Source organism: Psychrobacter pocilloporae (assembly GCF_029872915.1).
GTDB lineage: Bacteria > Pseudomonadota > Gammaproteobacteria > Pseudomonadales > Moraxellaceae > Psychrobacter > Psychrobacter pacificensis.
The window spans coordinates 2,076,154-2,092,535 of sequence record NZ_PGFT01000001.1 but is presented as its reverse complement, the minus strand read 5'-3'; the positions used below and the strand labels follow the sequence as shown (position 1 = coordinate 2,092,535).

Genomic DNA, 16,382 nt, shown 5'->3' with positions numbered 1-16,382 from the left:
ATTTTGTTAAGGTAATATTCCTTAAATTTTGAGACTTGCACATGGAAGAAGTAAAAGTAGGCAGATTAGGACCTTTTCCACGGGTGAGTAAACCTGTGTTTATTACATCGTCACTGTTGATCGTTGGATTTATTATTTTCGGCGCACTTTTCACTGAAACAGCAGGGGCGGTTTTTAGTTTTTTACAGAATTTTATTACCGATAAGTTCGGTTGGTTATTTATTATCTTAGTGAATACAGCGCTTGGGCTTTGCATTTACTTAGGAATGAGTCGCTATGGTGATATTCGTTTAGGTAACCAAACGGAGCGACCACAGTACAATCTGTTTTCTTGGATTGGTATGTTGTTCTCTGCTGGTATTGGTATTGGCCTTGTCTACTGGGGTACAGCGGAGCCGTTGTATCACTTTATGGCACCACCAATGGGCGAGGCCGAAACGGTTGAAGCCGCAAAGCAAGCGATGAATATCTCATTTATGCATTGGGGTCTACACGCTTGGGGCATCTATACGATTGTGGCACTGTCGTTAGCGTATTTTCATTTTCGTCGCGGTTTGCCTTTATCGATTCGCTCAACTTTGTATCCTTTGCTCGGCAAAAGAATCTATGGTCGCTGGGGGCATACGGTCGATATCTTGGCCGTGTTCGGTACGATGTTTGGTGTGGTCACCTCACTCGGGCTTGGAGTGATGCAGATCAATGCGGGACTTGAGAAACTATTTGGCATGCCGAATAGTCTCACTGTACAGTTCGGTTTGATAGCTTTCATCACAGCGCTTGCAGCCGCTTCCGTTATGATGGGTCTGGATAAAGGTATTAAGCGCCTTAGTGATATCAATATCGGTTTTACAATCGTTTTATTGGTATTCATGGTGGCTTTAGGGCCAACGCTCTTTATCTTTGATAGCTTTATCGAAAATATCGGCAACTATCTGACTGTACTCGTGCCTTTGGGTACGTGGGGCGAGTCTTATAGTGGAACAGATTGGCAAAGTGCTTGGACGATATTTTATTGGGCATGGTGGGTGAGCTGGGCACCATTCGTTGGTATCTTTATTGCCCGTATCTCTCGTGGTCGTACCATCCGTGAGTTTACGTTTGGGGTACTGTTAATCCCTATGCTTATCTTGTTCTTTTGGTTCACGACCTTTGGTGGCGTAGCGATTCATATGGAGCTTGCCTCTGCTGTGACAGGTATTAGCCCAGGTTTGGTTGAAGCAGTACAAGCAGATACCGGTAGCGCAATCTTTAAGCTAGTTGAGTACTACCCACTAGCCAAACCGATTACGTTAATGATTGTTGTCATGATTATGCTTTGGTTTGTGACTTCGTCAGATTCGGCCAGTTTTGTTATCGATATGCTGACCGCTGGTGGCGATACCAATCCACCAAAGATTCAGCGTTTGTTTTGGGCAACCACAGAAGGCGTTATCGCTGCCATATTGTTAGCGGCTGGTGGATTGTCTGCTTTGCAGGCAGCTGCCATCGTAGCAGGATTGCCATTTGCTTTAGTGGTTTTTGTCATAATGTATGCGTTGTTACGCGGATTAGGACGTGATCGTCTGATTCTTTACCGTGCGCAGCAAAGCTATATCACAGATGAGTCAGCAGATCATAACTCTGCAGATGAGTTTGTTGATGAGCATTTACTCAAAGGCCCACCTAAGATTGTTAAGGGTGACTAAGCAGTAAAATCGTTATTTTAACCATTGTTCTAATCATTAATAGAAGCCCCAATTTATTTTTAAATTGGGGCTTCTTTGTGGCTACTCAAATATATTTTTTGGAATGAAGTATTCTTATGAATTAACTGCATTCACCTTTGGTATAACTAATGGCCTCAGGTATGTTACAGGCCGAGCAAGCATTACCTGCTGTACGGTAGCTTATCACTGAGCCAACTTTCGTTTTTACACAGACTGGATCATATTGCATGGTACACATGGTCTTCTCAGAGCGAGAGGTTGGACAGTGAGTTAAGGTGTTTTCAAGCATTTGACTGTTATCTGTTGCAGGTTGCGTGGGAGTAACTGCGCCAGGCGTAGCGCTGCAACCCGCCAGTGCTAATACCAAGGAGACGACAGCTAATGATGGTTTGAGGGATTGCGCCAGTGTAGGCAGTGATAATTTAGATAGCGTTTTTTGCATGATGTGATGTCCTTATTTGCAAGCGTTCTATTACCGCTCGTCACGTTATTGATAGATCGATATAGCACTTAAAGTTTTATAATAACTAATGAATGGCTATGGACTCAATAACATAATACAAAAAACCCAAGCTTGAGCGGCTTGGGTTTTTTGTTAAATACAGATGATTGTCACAGCAGAATATCTACCTAGATAAGAATAGCAACTTATTCAGCTGGCTTATCATCTTTGTTTAGCTGCACATATTTATCGAAATTTTGTGCATAATCTGTCAAATTGTCACTTAGCATCTGGCGATATTGTTTGACATAAAACTCGACGATATCGTCTTTTTCTTTGGCAAAATCATCGGCTTTCACGAAGCCAATCGAGGCCACAGAGGCGCTGTAGCGTGCGGCAGCATATAACAAAGAAGCACCTACCTGTCCTGAATGGGCATCAGGGCCTAGCTGACTATTGGCGACACCGATGATAGCATCAGCGCGTTGGTAAAACGCCTGCATTTCAGGGGTGATTTCAATGCTTGCATCCACATTGTTGTCTTGAGTGTTGCTGTCTTGAGACATAAGCTGCTCCTAATAATAAGTGTCGATAATTTTAGTATATAAAGGCGGTTTGTAAATGATTCAACGTAATGACTCTATGACCCTTATAAGCCAGCGTCTGCTTTTAAGATATCTGCTTTGTCTGTTTTTTCCCAAGTAAAGGCAGTTTCTGAGCCTTGACGACCAAAATGTCCAAAGGTAGCCGTCTGCTGATACATTGGCTGTAATAGGTTCAGCATACGAGTGATGCCATAAGGACGCAAATCAAAATGAGTACGAATCAGGCGAATGATTTCATCGTTACTGATTTTGCTCGTGCCAAAAGTGTTGACAGAGATAGACGTTGGCTCAGCAACCCCAATCGCGTAACTGACTTGTACTTCACAGCGATCAGCAAGACCAGCTGCGACGATGTTTTTGGCCACATAACGTACCGCATAAGCAGCACTGCGATCTACTTTTGAGGGATCTTTACCACTAAAAGCACCGCCCCCATGACGTGCCATACCGCCGTAAGTATCGACAATGATTTTGCGGCCTGTTAAGCCTGCATCACCCACAGGACCACCAATGACAAACTTACCCGTTGGATTGATATGGTAGCGTGTACCCGCATGTAACAGATCAGCCGGTAGCACTTGCTTGATGATAGATTCCATCACTGCTTCTTGCAGATCAGACTGCGAGATGCTCGGATCATGCTGAGTTGATAGAACGACCGCATCGATTGCAGCAGGACGGTTGCCATCATACTTCAAGGTAACCTGCGCTTTGGCATCAGGACGGAGCCATGGTAGCTCGCCTGCACGGCGCAGCTCAGATTGACGCTCCATCAAACGATGGGCATATTCAATAGGGGCCGGCATTAATACATCAGTTTCATTACTGGCGTAACCAAACATTAAACCTTGATCGCCTGCACCTTGCTCTTCAGGATCATGACGATCGACACCTTGAGCGATTTCAGGAGACTGCTTACCCAGCATATTGATGACCGCACAAGTCTCGCCATCAAAACCCAAATCTGAGTGGTGATAACCAATGCCGTTGACCGTGTCACGCACCAGCCGCTCTAAATCGATATTGGCAGTTGTGGTGATTTCACCGGCAAGTATCACCGCGCCTGTTTTTACTAAAGTTTCGCAGGCCACACGTGCGTGTAAGTCTTCACGTAAGATAGCATCAAGGATGGCGTCTGATATTTGGTCAGCCATTTTGTCAGGGTGGCCTTCGCTCACAGATTCGGAGGTAAATAAGTTGTATTCACGCATAATGGGATCGCTTAATTGAATCAATAAAGGTAGGAAAAGCAACACTCTGGGTGCTGCTCTAATTAATGTTGACCACGCATTTACGCGGCAGATAATCGGTATTTCTCAATGCTAAAAATCGGTGTTGAACAAAGTTTTTGTCATCAATTTGGCTAAAATCTAGACCTACTATCATTCAATCAATTCATATATGGAGCAATGATAATAAGCTTTTATGGCTATGGCGGTAGAGAGTTAGGTCAATGTTCGCTCTAATAGGCTACTGTCAGTGTGCAGATTGCCTTATCAGAAGCGGGGTAATTGCCAAAATCTCTTAACACAAAATAGGGTTATTCTACCCTGAAACGTTATAAAACTCTAGTGAGCAGCACTTGCTATACTATAAGAAATGCTCAACAAGTGATTCACTGTCGTAAAACGTAGGTACTTGCCAGTTCATGGCTACATAAGTTTGTCTTTGAGACAGGAGTGTCACTACGTTATAGTTCTAAAAAGGTCGCTTTATCTTTAAACATGCACTCTTCATAGACGGGGCAAGCGCCGCATTTGGGTGTACGCGCTTGGCAGGTATAGCGCCCGTGCAAAATAAGATAATGATGCGCATCAACGATAAAGTCATCGGGTATACGCTCGACCAGTTTGTTTTCGACGATGAGCACCGTTTTACCAGTAGCGAGTCCAGTACGATTGCCGACGCGAAAGATATGCGTGTCGACCGCCATGGTTGGCTGACCAAAAGCAGTATTCAAAACTACGTTGGCGGTTTTACGCCCCACACCAGCTAATGATTCTAGATCTTTGCGGTTGTCAGGGACGGTGCTATCAAACTTTTCAATCAAATCGCGGCAAGTCTTGATGACATTTTTGGCTTTTGCGTTATATAAGCCAATATTTTTGATATACGTCTTTAGACCTTCTTCGCCTAGTGCCAGTATAGCTTCAGGTGTGTTCGCCACGGGGTACAACTGCTGAGTGGCAATATTGACGCTCACATCAGTTGCCTGTGCAGATAAGATAACGGCGATGAGCAGCTCGAAATTACTGCCGTAATTTAGCTCGGTGACAGGCTCGTCAATCGTCGCCGCTAGCTTTTCAAAAAATGGACGCACATCGCGATTGGGCATTCTTCTAGAGGGCGGTGTATCGGCTGTTTTATGTTTGACCGTTTTACTCATGGTGTTTTAACTATTATTTTAGTGAGTGGTGTTGCAAAATTATATGCTAGCGATGGCATTTATATGAGTTATTAAAGTATCAATCACGTAATCACAGCACCGCTTGTAATGCGTCGAGCTCTGCTTGCAAGCCTTCAAGCTCCATTTGTTTTTTATCATTGGCGCGCACGCTGAGCTGCTTTTCGAGTTTTTTGATTTTGGTACGTAGTTTAGCCGCTGCAATGGTATTCTTTGCTTGTGCTTCGCTAATATTTAGCGATTGGCTCGTTGCATTGTTGAGCTTGGCCTCTACCATGCTGACCACAGGTTTGCTATTGCTGGTATCAGCCAGTTGTTCTGTCACGCGTTTGAGATGCGTGTGGTAGCGCTGTCTCAAGTCTTCTTGTTCGGCTACTCTCTCAAAGGGAGAAAGCTCACGCTCGACAATGACCAAGTCGATACAATCAACAGGGCAGGGTGCGATACATAGCTCACAGCCTGTGCACAAATCGGTAAAAATCGTATGCATGTGTTTGCCAGTACCGACGATAGCATCCACTGGACAAGCCGGAATACATTTGGTACAGCCGATACAGTCGTCTTCACGAATCACAGCACGAACCTCTGTTGGACGTCCTGATGTCATGTCTATCGGCCATTGTGATGGTGCGGCTGTCAGATGAGTATCTATCCCAATTGTCTGAGCGATAGCGTCCGTTACTGGCTGGCCACCAGGCACACATTTATTGTATGGCTCACCCTTTAATACGATAGCAGTGGCGTAAGGCAAGCAGCCATCTGGATGCTCACAAAGCCCGCATTGCGTTTGCGGCAGACAAGCATCAACGCGTGCAATTTTTGTCTGTACATCATTTGGCAGGGTATCAATGTGCAGCGACTTAAACAAGATCGGTAAATCTGTCAAGCGTGTCTGTTCAGTACTTTGAGGATGGGTGTCGGTTTGGGACATGGTATTACTGGCCTTAGTATCGGTCATCATTAGCGACTGTCACTTATGTCTGTCAGTGGCTAGGTAGATAAGTGACTATTGATTGCATATTTTATAGGCAAATTATGGATCTTTGTACTGACGTTCTATATCAAATAGTCAATCACCCAGCCGTATTGATCGCTGTTGCGCTGCGAAGATTAACACATTTAAAGCCGTAAAACATCAGGGTCGAAAACCTAGTCTTTAACATTAAAAATTAAAGCATAAGATCAATGATATTGTGATGCATTTATTCTCGGTGAGCGTTTGCGGAATGTCTACTTACCAAAACGCTTGAGGATAAAATCAATTAATAGATGCATGCGATGAGGCATGTTATCACGGTCGCGATAGAGCATCTGGCAGCCTCTAGGTTGGTTATTCCAATCAGGCAATACTTGCTGCAAACCGCCTGATGTGATCAAAGGCTGTGCATCATAATCGGGGATGAAACCTAGACCGATACCATCCGCAATAGCCCCCGTTAGTAAACTAATATTATCAACTTTTAGACGGATATTATTTGTTGGCTGATGCGTCTGTACCTCGCCCGTTATACGATGCTGTAGATGCCAAGTAGACATAGGGGTGCACAGTACCGTAGGGTAGCCTGCCAAATCATTGGGCGTTTGGATATCGGATACATCGATATCGCTGGCTGCACAAATGATAAAGCGAATATTGGTCAGCTGCCGCCCAATCCAATGATTGGCACTGTGTTCACCAATACGAAAAGCGACATCAATAGCTTGCGCGTCAATATCAATGGTCTGATTGGACAGACGCAAATCTAAATGGATATCTGGATATTGTTTTAAAAAAGCATTGAAATGCGGCGCTAAAATATCACTACCAAAATTGACAGGGGCGCTGATTCTGATTGTGCCTTTGGCCTCATTTTTATCTTGTAGTAAGCAACACGCGACGTTTTCTAATTCATCAAAGAGATGGGCGCTGCTCTTATAATATTGTTGCCCTGCATGGGTCAACTGTACGCGGTGCGCATCTCGGTTGAGCAACCTAAGTGCCAGATCTGCTTCTAGTTTGGCAACTCGGCGACTCAATGTCGATAGGGGCATGTCAAGCATTATAGAGGCTTGGCGAAAGCTGCCGTAGCGGACAACCGCGCAAAAACTGCGCATGTCATCGAGGGAGTAGTTAAATTTCATATTCAGAATCTATGCTCTCGTTATTGCTTGTTTATACCGTATTTAAAATATATACACTGGTGCTTATCTTTTCGCAAGTTTTTTGGGTGCAATATGAGCCGTTCAGCGAACACCACCGCCGTCCTATATTTATTACTGTGTACGTTTCTCTGGGGCGCAAGTTTTCCTGTCGGCAAGCATGCCTTGAGTGAAGTAAACGCATTAACCTTAGTCATGTGGCGTTTTAGCATTGCCTCGGTGTGTCTGTATCTTTATACAAAATATAAACACATGCCAATCCCTACTCTCACACCCAAACAATGGGCGTGGGCGATTGGTGTATCCATCATTGGTGTTGGTGGCTTAAACTTGGGGCTGTTTACTGGGCTTGAACAGACCAATGCCAATAATGGTGCGTTGATTATGGCGCTTAGCCCGCTGGTTACTTCATTGATTGGTTCTATAGCGCAGCGCCAGTTTCCTACCAAAGGCGCGCTGTTTAGTTTGGTGGTTTGTCTCTCTGGCGTACTGCTGGTACTGACCGATGGCGCATTTGCCAAACTGCTAGGGTTTGAATTTAACCATGGCGATCAAATGATTTTTTTAGGTATGCTGTGCTGGAGTCTCTATACTTATCTGACTCAAGGTATCAGTCGCTGGATGCCAATGATTCCTTATACCTTGGTCGGTATGCTGTCAGGTCTTGGGGTGATATCGCTCATGGTGTTATTTAGTGCAGAGGTACATCCATTGCAAGAAAGCTTAGCCATCAGTCGCAGTGTCTTTGGCGACTTGATATTTATTGGCGTCTTCGGCACGGTTGGCGGTTATCTATTGTGGATCTCTGGCGTCAAGCAGTTGGGCGCTGCTAATGCGTCATTATTCTTTAATTTTGTGCCAGTGTTTGCTGCGCTCACGGCCTTTGCTTACGGTCAGCAAGTGACCGCTTTGCAATTATTAGGTATGGCGATTGTGATTGCAGGGCTATTGATACCCAGACTTGTCAAATGGCAATATCAGCGTCTGACCGTCCATAATGTCTAAGTGAAACGCAGTAGGCACTGACATTAGCCGCTAAAATGAGCTGCCAGTGTCAGTGTCATTTAATTTCATAATAAAATGCCTTGTTCTTTGGCAATCTGATCGATCAATTCTCGAGCGATACTGCCCTTTGGTGGAATCTTTGGCAGGTTAGAGAGATCAAAAAAATCAGCATGCGCCAGTTCGTCTTCTTGAATAATAATATCGCCACTGGCATAAGAGGCACGGAACCCAAGCATCAAATTGGAGGGAAATGGCCAAGGCTGGCTACTCACATAACGAATATCTGATACGCTGATATTGACCTCTTCTGCCACCTCACGTACCACCGCATGCTCTAGGCTTTCACCGACCTCGACAAACCCAGCGATCAAACCATACATGGGCGGCAGTTTTTGCTGTCCGTGACGGTGATGGTGCGCGAGTAAGATTTGCATTTCATCTGTTACTGGGTTTGGGCGGGTAATCGCCGTAATCACACATGGCTGGACGCGAGGATACTGGCGCAGCTGGCATACTGGACAAACCATGGCGCGCTCGTCTTGGTCAGCATGTACGGTAGGACTGGCACAGCGACTACAGAACTGCGTATCTGCTTGCCACCTTAATAACTGTATCGCTTGACTGATCTGGTCAGATAGGGCAACAGGTATGTTATTTATCAGCTGTCGATAAGGGACAAAGGTATCAGTACTGCTTTCGGCGATGATAGGCAGCGTCACGTTATGAGCGACTGCGTAATCATAAGTCATGGCAGTGGTGGACGGCGCAGTGAAGGTTTGGGCAGTGTTTTCATTGATCAAATCAGATGAAAGGCTATCCATATTATTATTATCATCAGATTGCCAGTGATTTGGCGATAGACTCTCATGTAGCGTCACGTGACCGAGCCGATAAGCTTGCTCGTCTGAACCAGTACGACTCTGTGGTAGTTGGATTTGTAATGGCCACCAACCATCTGGCATTTGACGGCATAAAACAGTGTCATCACTCAATATAAAAGCATGGGCCATAAAAGATTCCAAACAGTTTGAAGCAAATCCGTATCGATTTAGATACAGACTTATTTAACGTGAAGTATTCTGATTAAGTTTTATCGCCGCAAAATGACAAAATGGCGACGATAAAACCTGTGCAAGCAGTACTAAGCAGCAAGTAGATGACTTAAGCTTTGCTGGCCAACGTCAAGCGCTTGTTTACTGACAGGACGATGGTTCTCAAAACCATCCAGATGATGATCGACCGCCATAATCACATCAGCAATATAAGCCAGTGTATCGTCTTCGATACGTCGTCCACTCTCTATGCGTTTTTCGATATAAATGGCTAATTGACCAAGCATGCTGGCGGGTGTTGGCAAATGTAAAAAGCGCAATGCACCTGCCACTTGGCGCATCATTCCCGGTATATTCTGAATATTAAGCATGTCGCGTTCAGGCTCTGCCAAATAGTCGTTAATTGCTTGCTCGGCACTTGCAATGGCGGTACGGCTTTCTTGTATGAGAGTATCGTATGATGTATTGAGCTGATGCAATGAGATATGCTGATTATTCAGTGGTAAGTAGATCGCCCCTGGGGTATGCATCTCTGCCATTGCAATTGTAGCATTCTCTGCATGCATCAATGCCAGTAATAAGTGATCAAAGTCATCCGGCGAAGGCGCCTGCCAATGGCTGACCGCACCCGCCGCTGTGATAAGACTATCAGCTGCATTGGACAATCCTAGCAGGCGCAGTGCTGAGCTCAGTTCAGTCAACTCTTCAATGATCTGGGCAGTTTGCATATCAACAGGATTGATGGAGTCGCCGCGTGCATAGCTGTCGACATTTTCTTTAATATTATTGATTTGAGACTGAATAATGTCATTTAGTGTATCGGTGAGTGCGCGATTGGGACCAAATAAGAAACGCTTCATCTCATCAAGCTGATCGCCTTCTAGATAGTTACTTGCGTACTGCTCACGTAATTGCTGCGCCTCAACAGTATCACGCTGACAGGCAAAATTAACTAAGTCTGCAAAACGTGTATCTATCACAGGTAAGTAGCTTTGGAACTGCTGCTCCACATAAATCAGCGTATGCTTTTGGCTCACGTTCAACGGTAAGACCGCGGCAATATCTGTCACAGCAGTCGCTGCTGCTTGCCAAAATAGGCTGTTACTATTTGATGCGATCAAAGCGCAGGCAGCACTCATGGCATCGAGTTTTTGCTGATCGTTTGAGTCAATATTGCCATCTTGATTGAGTAGGGCAACGCCAAGACCGCTACGATAGGCATAGGTCAGGAGTTTTGTATCCAAATTGAGCGCGCTTAGTGGTTCAAAGTTTTTCTCTGGGTTAGCAATGATGACGCTACTGCTCCCAAAAGTAGAAAAGTCCTCGACCGTCATTGGTGGTTTTTGTCCATGCGCATTGAGATTATTAACCACTGGCAATAACAAAGTAGGCTCTACCGACTCAGTCAATAATACAAACTCGACATAGCGATCTAAAGTCATAATGGCTTCTGATAAATCCATGATGAGAGCCGTGTCATTGTTGTCGCCGTTGTCATAAAGGCGCTGTAGACCGTCAACGATCGCATTGTTTAACACTTCTGCACCAACAAGAGAAATCAGTTTAAAAATACAAGACAGCTGCTTTAAAACGCTAATAGAATCTAGCAATAAAGGTGCTTGGCTACTATCGTCATTGAATTCGCTCAGATGAATCTCAGTATCTTTGAGCGTTGCGATAATCTCATCATGCAATAAGTGGAGTGACGGTAGGTTGAAATCAGTAACACTAAGCGTGGGGGCGGTTAACTTCATTTGCGCAGACTGGTCCATAAGTATTTTTCCATAATGTACTGATGAGAATGACGATGGTATCAATGGGGTAGTAAAAATATTGGTTAATGATGTTTTAACGTTTTATATGATAATAATCAAGGCTATATTGTACAAATGTCGGTGTAATTCAGGCTTGATGTAGCGGCTACATATTGGCTTTTAGCTCAGGGTAGTCCTCTGCAAGAGAAGCGTACCAGCTTTGGTTGGTAGTCTCATCTGACGTCGATGCTAGCAATAAATTGGCCAGATTGGCAAAACTGGTATGGGCAGTTTGCCCGCCCTCTGTGGGTGCGTCTTCTTCAATGGCAAGCGTCACTTGACCGCCAGTCATCGCCAAGTAGACTTCGGCTAAAATCTCTGAGTCAAGTAAGGCGCCGTGAAAGGTACGGTCTTGCTTACCAACGTCCAGACGACGTACGAGGGCATCCAATGTATTCTTTTGTCCAGGATATTGCTGCTTTGCCATGACCAGTGAATCGGTCACTTGTACGCGCTCAGCAAAGTCATTGAGACCGACTTTCGCAAACTCCATGTTTAAGAAGTTCATATCAAAGGTGGCGTTGTGAGCGATAATCTCAGCACCATCCATAAAGTCGTATAATGACTGGGCAACTTGATCAAAGGTGGGCTTGTCCGCCAAAAATGCCTCAGAGATCCCATGAATACGAATAACTTCATCATCCATGCCACGCTGCGGATTGATATAGACGTGTAGTTTTTCACCAGTAAATTTACGCCCAACCATCTCAACAATACCGATCTCAATGATACGGTCGCCTTTTAATGCGTCCAGTCCTGTGGTCTCTGTATCCATGATGAGCTGACGATTTGCTTCATGACGATGTATCGGTTTTGGCAATAGCGGTTTGAAATGAGGATTGGCACGACTCGTATCCCCATCAAACTTGGGTGTATCAGTATCTATAGGTGGGATATCACTAGTCATGTCGGTATCATTCATGGGTACTTGGGCTTCTGGCATGGCTTTATTACTCATCATTTTGGGTGCGTTGTCTGGATGGTGAGGAGTCTCTACCATGACATCATTATGCATCATACGTGCTTCATGGCTATGTTGACTGTCATTGATTCGTAACTCATCTTCTGACACATCCTCAAACTCGTCATCTACCATATCTAGACCCAATGGGTCGAACTTTAGCCAATCATCATTGGCGACAGGTTTTTTATCAGTCGCTATGCGGTCTTTTTTTTTAGGGGCGTCTGATTCGTTTATCACAGGTTTTTGTGCCACAGATTCTTTTATCATAGAGGAGTGACCACTGTTTGACGTAACCCCTAAGTTTGCCAGTTCGTCTGCTTTTTCATTACCGGCATGTCCAGCGTGACCCTTAACCCAGTGCCAATCAACATCACGCTGTTGACATAGCTTATCCAATTGTTGCCAAAGGTCTTGATTGGCGACGGGCTTTTTGCTCGCTGTTTTCCAGCCTTTTTTCTTCCAGCCTTCAATCCATTCGGTGATGCCTTTTTGGACGTAGCTGGAATCTGTCCAAATCTCAAGTTTTTGCTCATGTGAGCTATGTGTTAGGGCCTGTATCGCACCCATGAGCTCCATGCGATTATTGGTGGTTTCCGTATCACCGCCATATAAATCCTGCGTGCTACCATCGCTAAATATAAGGTGCGCGCCCCAACCGCCAGCGCCGGGATTGCCTTTGCAGGCACCGTCAGTATACGCTACCGTTATGTTTTTCTTGGCGGCTAACGGATCAGTTGCGTTGCTTGTATTAGAGTGTGGCATGGCGTTACGGTTGTCTGACATAGAGATGTATAAACCTGATAAATAGTAAGCATAAAAGTAGTATTAGAGCATCGCGCTCATACTAATTGAACGATGCTAGTGCCGCTGTGAGTATAACAAATCTATCGTAAATATGGGTGGTCGTGACGCACAAAATCACAAAACTAGGGATGGCAACGCATAACACAATAGTAACCTGATTGTTTTCTGTTAAAATAGCTTGGCTCGCTAAAAAACGTCTATTTTTTAGCGAAAATGCTTTTAAAGAAGCCAATACCAGCGCGCTGTCTTTGTCACATTTGTCACAATAGTATCCAAAGAAAATATTTGTAGATAGCTATTTGATAGTTTTCTTATGACAACGCGCTCAGTGCAAGTCTCCCATACATGACCGCAGGATAGCTTTATTATGTCTTTATGCTCAAGTATTTTTTATAAGCGACTGACGTATCTGATGCTCAGTGCTACGGCCAGCACAGTGCTCCTTTTGAGTGGCTGTAGTGATAGCAGTGATGCTCAGGCAGATACTGAGGTCGCGGCAACCGATTTATCTGTGTTTGCAGGCTGTTATACAGTGAGTCAAGACGAGCCTGCGCAAATAAAGATTAGCCAACAAGACGGCGCTTGGGTGATGCAGATGAAAGAGCCTGCAAGTGCTAAGCGTGTGTGGGATGAGCCTGAAGCGTTAGAAGTGATTAAAAATAGTGATATACCGCAGTTTTTCTCTATTGATCCAGATAATGTCGATGCGGTCATTGGACGTCCTGATCGAGTGCTAGTATTGGCGCATGTCAAGCCTGCCTATGCCAATATCGACCCACTCTTAGACAGCGAGTATCTGTCTTATATTTACCGAGGTGCTAACACCATCTATCGAGTAGAGTGTGACGACGTCAATACCGATATATTGGCCAATCCACACGCCAACATCATTATCGATAATGTGAATGAGAGTAGTTAGATAAGTATTGCTCATAGGTAGCATAAATATCGTTGATGATCAGTCGTATTTTTCCAAAACGATCTTGCTACAAGCCTTTAAATCAGTAGAGTCAAGCTATATGAATTTTTTTAGTTATGTCGTGTTAGGTGGGTTTTCTTATGCCGCGGGTTGGGCGATAAGAACGTATGTATTAGAAAAGCAGCCGAAGACTGACCAACCTTATAATCTCAAGCATCCTGCTATTTTGGCGTACTTGGCTGGGTTTTTTATCGTTATGCTGATTGTCTCTTGGTTGATTGGTCGCTATATTTTAGGTCATGTGGCGATTGACTTACCGTTTATCATCGTCAATAGTCTGGTTGCAACTTTCGTGTACTCGTTTGGCCTCAATCCAGAAAAAGCGAGCTACGATGTGCCGAATTAAAATCTGACGTTTGGAGGTTGAACCGTTCAGCGTCAGATTGATTAAAGCAACAAAAAAGCCACAACCAAGTGAGTGGCTGTGGCTTTTTTTAAACTGCTAATTATCGGTTAAGACATAACTAGTTATGAAGCCTTTTTGAGATCAGTACTGGTTTCATTGTCATCTTCATCATCAGTGCTGCTGTTATCATGACTGATCTTGTCTGTGTACTTGTCATTTTCCGATGTGCTTTTGGTGCCTGATTGTTCTTGTTTCCACGACTTGTATTTTTGCAAATCTTTTCTGGCCTGTTTTAGGCAGAACTTGAGCACAAGTGCGTCATCGATATAGCCGATAAACGGAATAGAGTCTGGGATAAGGTCAATAGGGTTTAGTGTGTATATTGCGCCAACCACGCCAGCTGAGATGGTTCTAAAAGGAATCTTACGATAGTCACCTTTATAGTAGTCTTTGATTAGACTCATAAATAGCATCAAATCATCACTAAAAGGTTCAAGATAACTATTGTCTTCTAGCTTTTCTTTAAGTTTGTCTTCTTTTCCAATCAAGTATTTCAAATTAGAAACGAGTGTTTTTTCTTTATCATTTTTCTTGGTAAACATAATTGTTGCCTTTATTTTTGTGCGATGAATTTGTATCTACAGTAACAAACATACTCGCCCCATGTTGTATGTCTCGGTAGCGAAAAAGTAAATATAGGTAAAGGCTTGGGTAACTTGACTGCTGGCAAGATGCGTTACAATGTTTGAGTATGACGGCTTCATTTGTGATGTGCGCTACTGCAAAAGATGACAATGTATAAATCATAAAAACAAAAATGTATAGGTAGTAACAACGTATGGGTTCAAAAATACCGTCCATCCAGCAATCAATAGAAGATAAAAACCTACAGTCAAACCTAGCTGATGAGCTTAATGTTGGCCTAAACCGTCGACAGTTTTTGCGCCGAATAGGTGTTGGCGCAGGTGCTGCGGCATTAGCAGCGCAAAGTATTCCTCACGCATTGGCTGCCAGCCTCATTGAGGCAGATAATAGCTCGCAGCTGACCAAAGACGATCTGCCGACTGCATTGTTGGATGAGCGCTCAGCGCAAACTTCTCTAATAACAAGCTGCCCTACGCCCACGATTGAGACCAGACTGTTTGCCAGCTCCAATGTGGGCGGCAGTGATGAGCGCAATCAGTTGGCATTAGATCGCATGAGCTGTGCTGGGTTTAAAATAAGTAATCCCGATATTACCAATCGTCAATATTTGCGCTTTGCAGGTACGGACTCGCAGCGTGCCAGTGACTTCCAAAACCTCGCGACCGGAGCGATAGCAGCGCCAAAACTGCTTTTGGGTGTGCGCGGTGGTTATGGTGCTATGCGTATATTACCCATGGTTGATTGGACAACGCTTGGGCGTATTATGAAAGAGCGCGGCACGATACTCGCAGGGTTCAGTGATGTGACTGTGATCCAATGTGCGCTATTGGCGAAAGGGTCTATGAGTTCACTTGCCGCGCCCATGCTTTATAGCGAGTTTGGCAAAACTGCCCCCGATCAAATCAGCTGTCGCCAGTTCGCCAAAGCCTTAACGGATTCTCATTTAACGATCACCATACAAGATGCGTCTTTAACCAGTCAGCAACTGCCGACCATACTCACAGCGGGCGAGCCCAAAGTGCTCACTGGTACGATTTGGGGTGGTAACCTAAGCGTGGTGTCTGCGCTGGCAGGTAGCGAGTATTTACCGCGCATTGAGGGCGGTATTGTGTTTTTAGAGGATGTGGGCGAGCAGGCGTATCGTATTGAGCGTATGCTGTATGATTTGTATTTAGCGGGTGTGTTTAAAGCTCAACAAGCGATTGTGTTTGGGGCGTTGTCTGGTTCAGGTGAGGACAGCTACGACAAGCGTTATGATGTTGCCACAGTGATTCGTCAATTACATAAGCTGACTGGATTACCAATTTATAGTGGCATGCGATTTGGTCATATCGGCAAAAAACACAGCTTTCCGCTTGGCGCAACGTGTCAACTGACGCCCAATACAACAGGCGGCTACCAGTTGTCCTTTAGCGATTATCCAATCATCAAGGCGGACGCTATCCATGTCGAAGGCCTATGGCAGAATATGTAAACA

At 44.6% G+C, this 16,382-nt stretch carries 15 protein-coding genes; 5 read left to right on the top strand and 10 right to left on the bottom strand.

Features of this window, described 5'->3' with window-relative positions; all coding sequences use genetic code 11:
* Positions 1–41: 41 nt before the first annotated feature.
* Positions 42–1,685 carry a BCCT family transporter gene (locus CUR83_RS08900; protein WP_093068229.1) on the top strand — a complete coding sequence of 548 codons (1,644 nt, stop codon included), beginning with the start codon at positions 42–44 and terminating at the stop codon, positions 1,683–1,685.
* A gap of 121 nt (positions 1,686–1,806) precedes the next feature.
* On the opposite strand, the gene CUR83_RS08895 is transcribed toward CUR83_RS08900, so the two are convergent.
* From CUR83_RS08895 to CUR83_RS08870, 6 genes are all read right to left on the bottom strand, one after another.
* A complete protein-coding gene (locus CUR83_RS08895; RefSeq protein WP_071001835.1) occupies positions 1,807–2,148 on the bottom strand; it encodes a hypothetical protein in 342 nt (113 codons plus the stop codon).
* Between the two features lie 206 nt (positions 2,149–2,354).
* The gene (locus tag CUR83_RS08890) at positions 2,355–2,714 is read right to left on the bottom strand and encodes a DUF3144 domain-containing protein (protein WP_071001833.1); all 360 of its coding nucleotides are present in this window, start codon (positions 2,712–2,714) and stop codon (positions 2,355–2,357) included.
* A gap of 83 nt (positions 2,715–2,797) precedes the next feature.
* Positions 2,798–3,964, bottom strand: coding sequence for a methionine adenosyltransferase (gene metK, locus CUR83_RS08885; protein ID WP_075105952.1), 1,167 nt, complete (start codon positions 3,962–3,964; stop codon positions 2,798–2,800).
* A 479-nt stretch (positions 3,965–4,443) separates the two neighbouring features.
* Entirely contained in the window at positions 4,444–5,139 is a 696-nt protein-coding gene (gene nth, locus CUR83_RS08880; RefSeq protein WP_058025991.1) for an endonuclease III, read from the bottom strand.
* 91 nt (positions 5,140–5,230) lie between these two features.
* Positions 5,231–6,088: an RnfABCDGE type electron transport complex subunit B gene (locus CUR83_RS08875; protein WP_071003639.1), complete on the bottom strand. Its 858-nt coding sequence runs from the start codon at positions 6,086–6,088 to the stop codon at positions 5,231–5,233.
* Positions 6,089–6,387: 299 nt separating this feature from the next.
* Complete coding sequence (locus CUR83_RS08870; protein ID WP_071001831.1) at positions 6,388–7,278, bottom strand: LysR family transcriptional regulator; 891 nt, start codon at positions 7,276–7,278, stop codon at positions 6,388–6,390.
* Positions 7,279–7,371: 93 nt separating this feature from the next.
* Between CUR83_RS08870 and CUR83_RS08865 the strand changes: the two genes are divergently transcribed.
* Positions 7,372–8,301: a DMT family transporter gene (locus tag CUR83_RS08865; protein WP_093068239.1), complete on the top strand. Its 930-nt coding sequence runs from the start codon at positions 7,372–7,374 to the stop codon at positions 8,299–8,301.
* 65 nt (positions 8,302–8,366) lie between these two features.
* Here the strand turns inward: CUR83_RS08865 and nudC are convergent, their stop codons facing one another.
* The 3 genes from nudC to dnaQ all read right to left on the bottom strand — a co-directional run bounded on the left by nudC (position 8,367) and on the right by dnaQ (position 12,914).
* Positions 8,367–9,311: an NAD(+) diphosphatase gene (gene nudC / locus CUR83_RS08860; protein WP_093068242.1), complete on the bottom strand. Its 945-nt coding sequence runs from the start codon at positions 9,309–9,311 to the stop codon at positions 8,367–8,369.
* 131 nt (positions 9,312–9,442) lie between these two features.
* On the bottom strand, positions 9,443–11,125 hold the full coding sequence (locus CUR83_RS08855) for a hypothetical protein (RefSeq protein ID WP_284719504.1): 1,683 nt from the start codon (positions 11,123–11,125) through the stop codon (positions 9,443–9,445).
* Positions 11,126–11,273: 148 nt separating this feature from the next.
* The gene (dnaQ, locus tag CUR83_RS08850) at positions 11,274–12,914 is read right to left on the bottom strand and encodes a DNA polymerase III subunit epsilon (protein WP_093068250.1); all 1,641 of its coding nucleotides are present in this window, start codon (positions 12,912–12,914) and stop codon (positions 11,274–11,276) included.
* Positions 12,915–13,302: 388 nt separating this feature from the next.
* Between dnaQ and CUR83_RS08845 the strand changes: the two genes are divergently transcribed.
* Both CUR83_RS08845 and CUR83_RS08840 read left to right on the top strand, forming a co-directional pair.
* Positions 13,303–13,854, top strand: coding sequence for a hypothetical protein (locus CUR83_RS08845; protein WP_425301286.1), 552 nt, complete (start codon positions 13,303–13,305; stop codon positions 13,852–13,854).
* 100 nt (positions 13,855–13,954) lie between these two features.
* Positions 13,955–14,260 carry a hypothetical protein gene (locus CUR83_RS08840; RefSeq protein ID WP_186475518.1) on the top strand — a complete coding sequence of 102 codons (306 nt, stop codon included), beginning with the start codon at positions 13,955–13,957 and terminating at the stop codon, positions 14,258–14,260.
* Between the two features lie 122 nt (positions 14,261–14,382).
* On the opposite strand, the gene CUR83_RS08835 is transcribed toward CUR83_RS08840, so the two are convergent.
* Entirely contained in the window at positions 14,383–14,862 is a 480-nt protein-coding gene (locus CUR83_RS08835) for a YkvA family protein (RefSeq protein WP_284719503.1), read from the bottom strand.
* Between the two features lie 236 nt (positions 14,863–15,098).
* On the opposite strand from CUR83_RS08835, the gene CUR83_RS08830 reads away from it, so the two are divergent.
* Complete coding sequence (locus tag CUR83_RS08830) at positions 15,099–16,379, top strand: LD-carboxypeptidase (RefSeq protein ID WP_284719502.1); 1,281 nt, start codon at positions 15,099–15,101, stop codon at positions 16,377–16,379.
* The last annotated feature ends 3 nt before the right edge of the window (positions 16,380–16,382 follow it).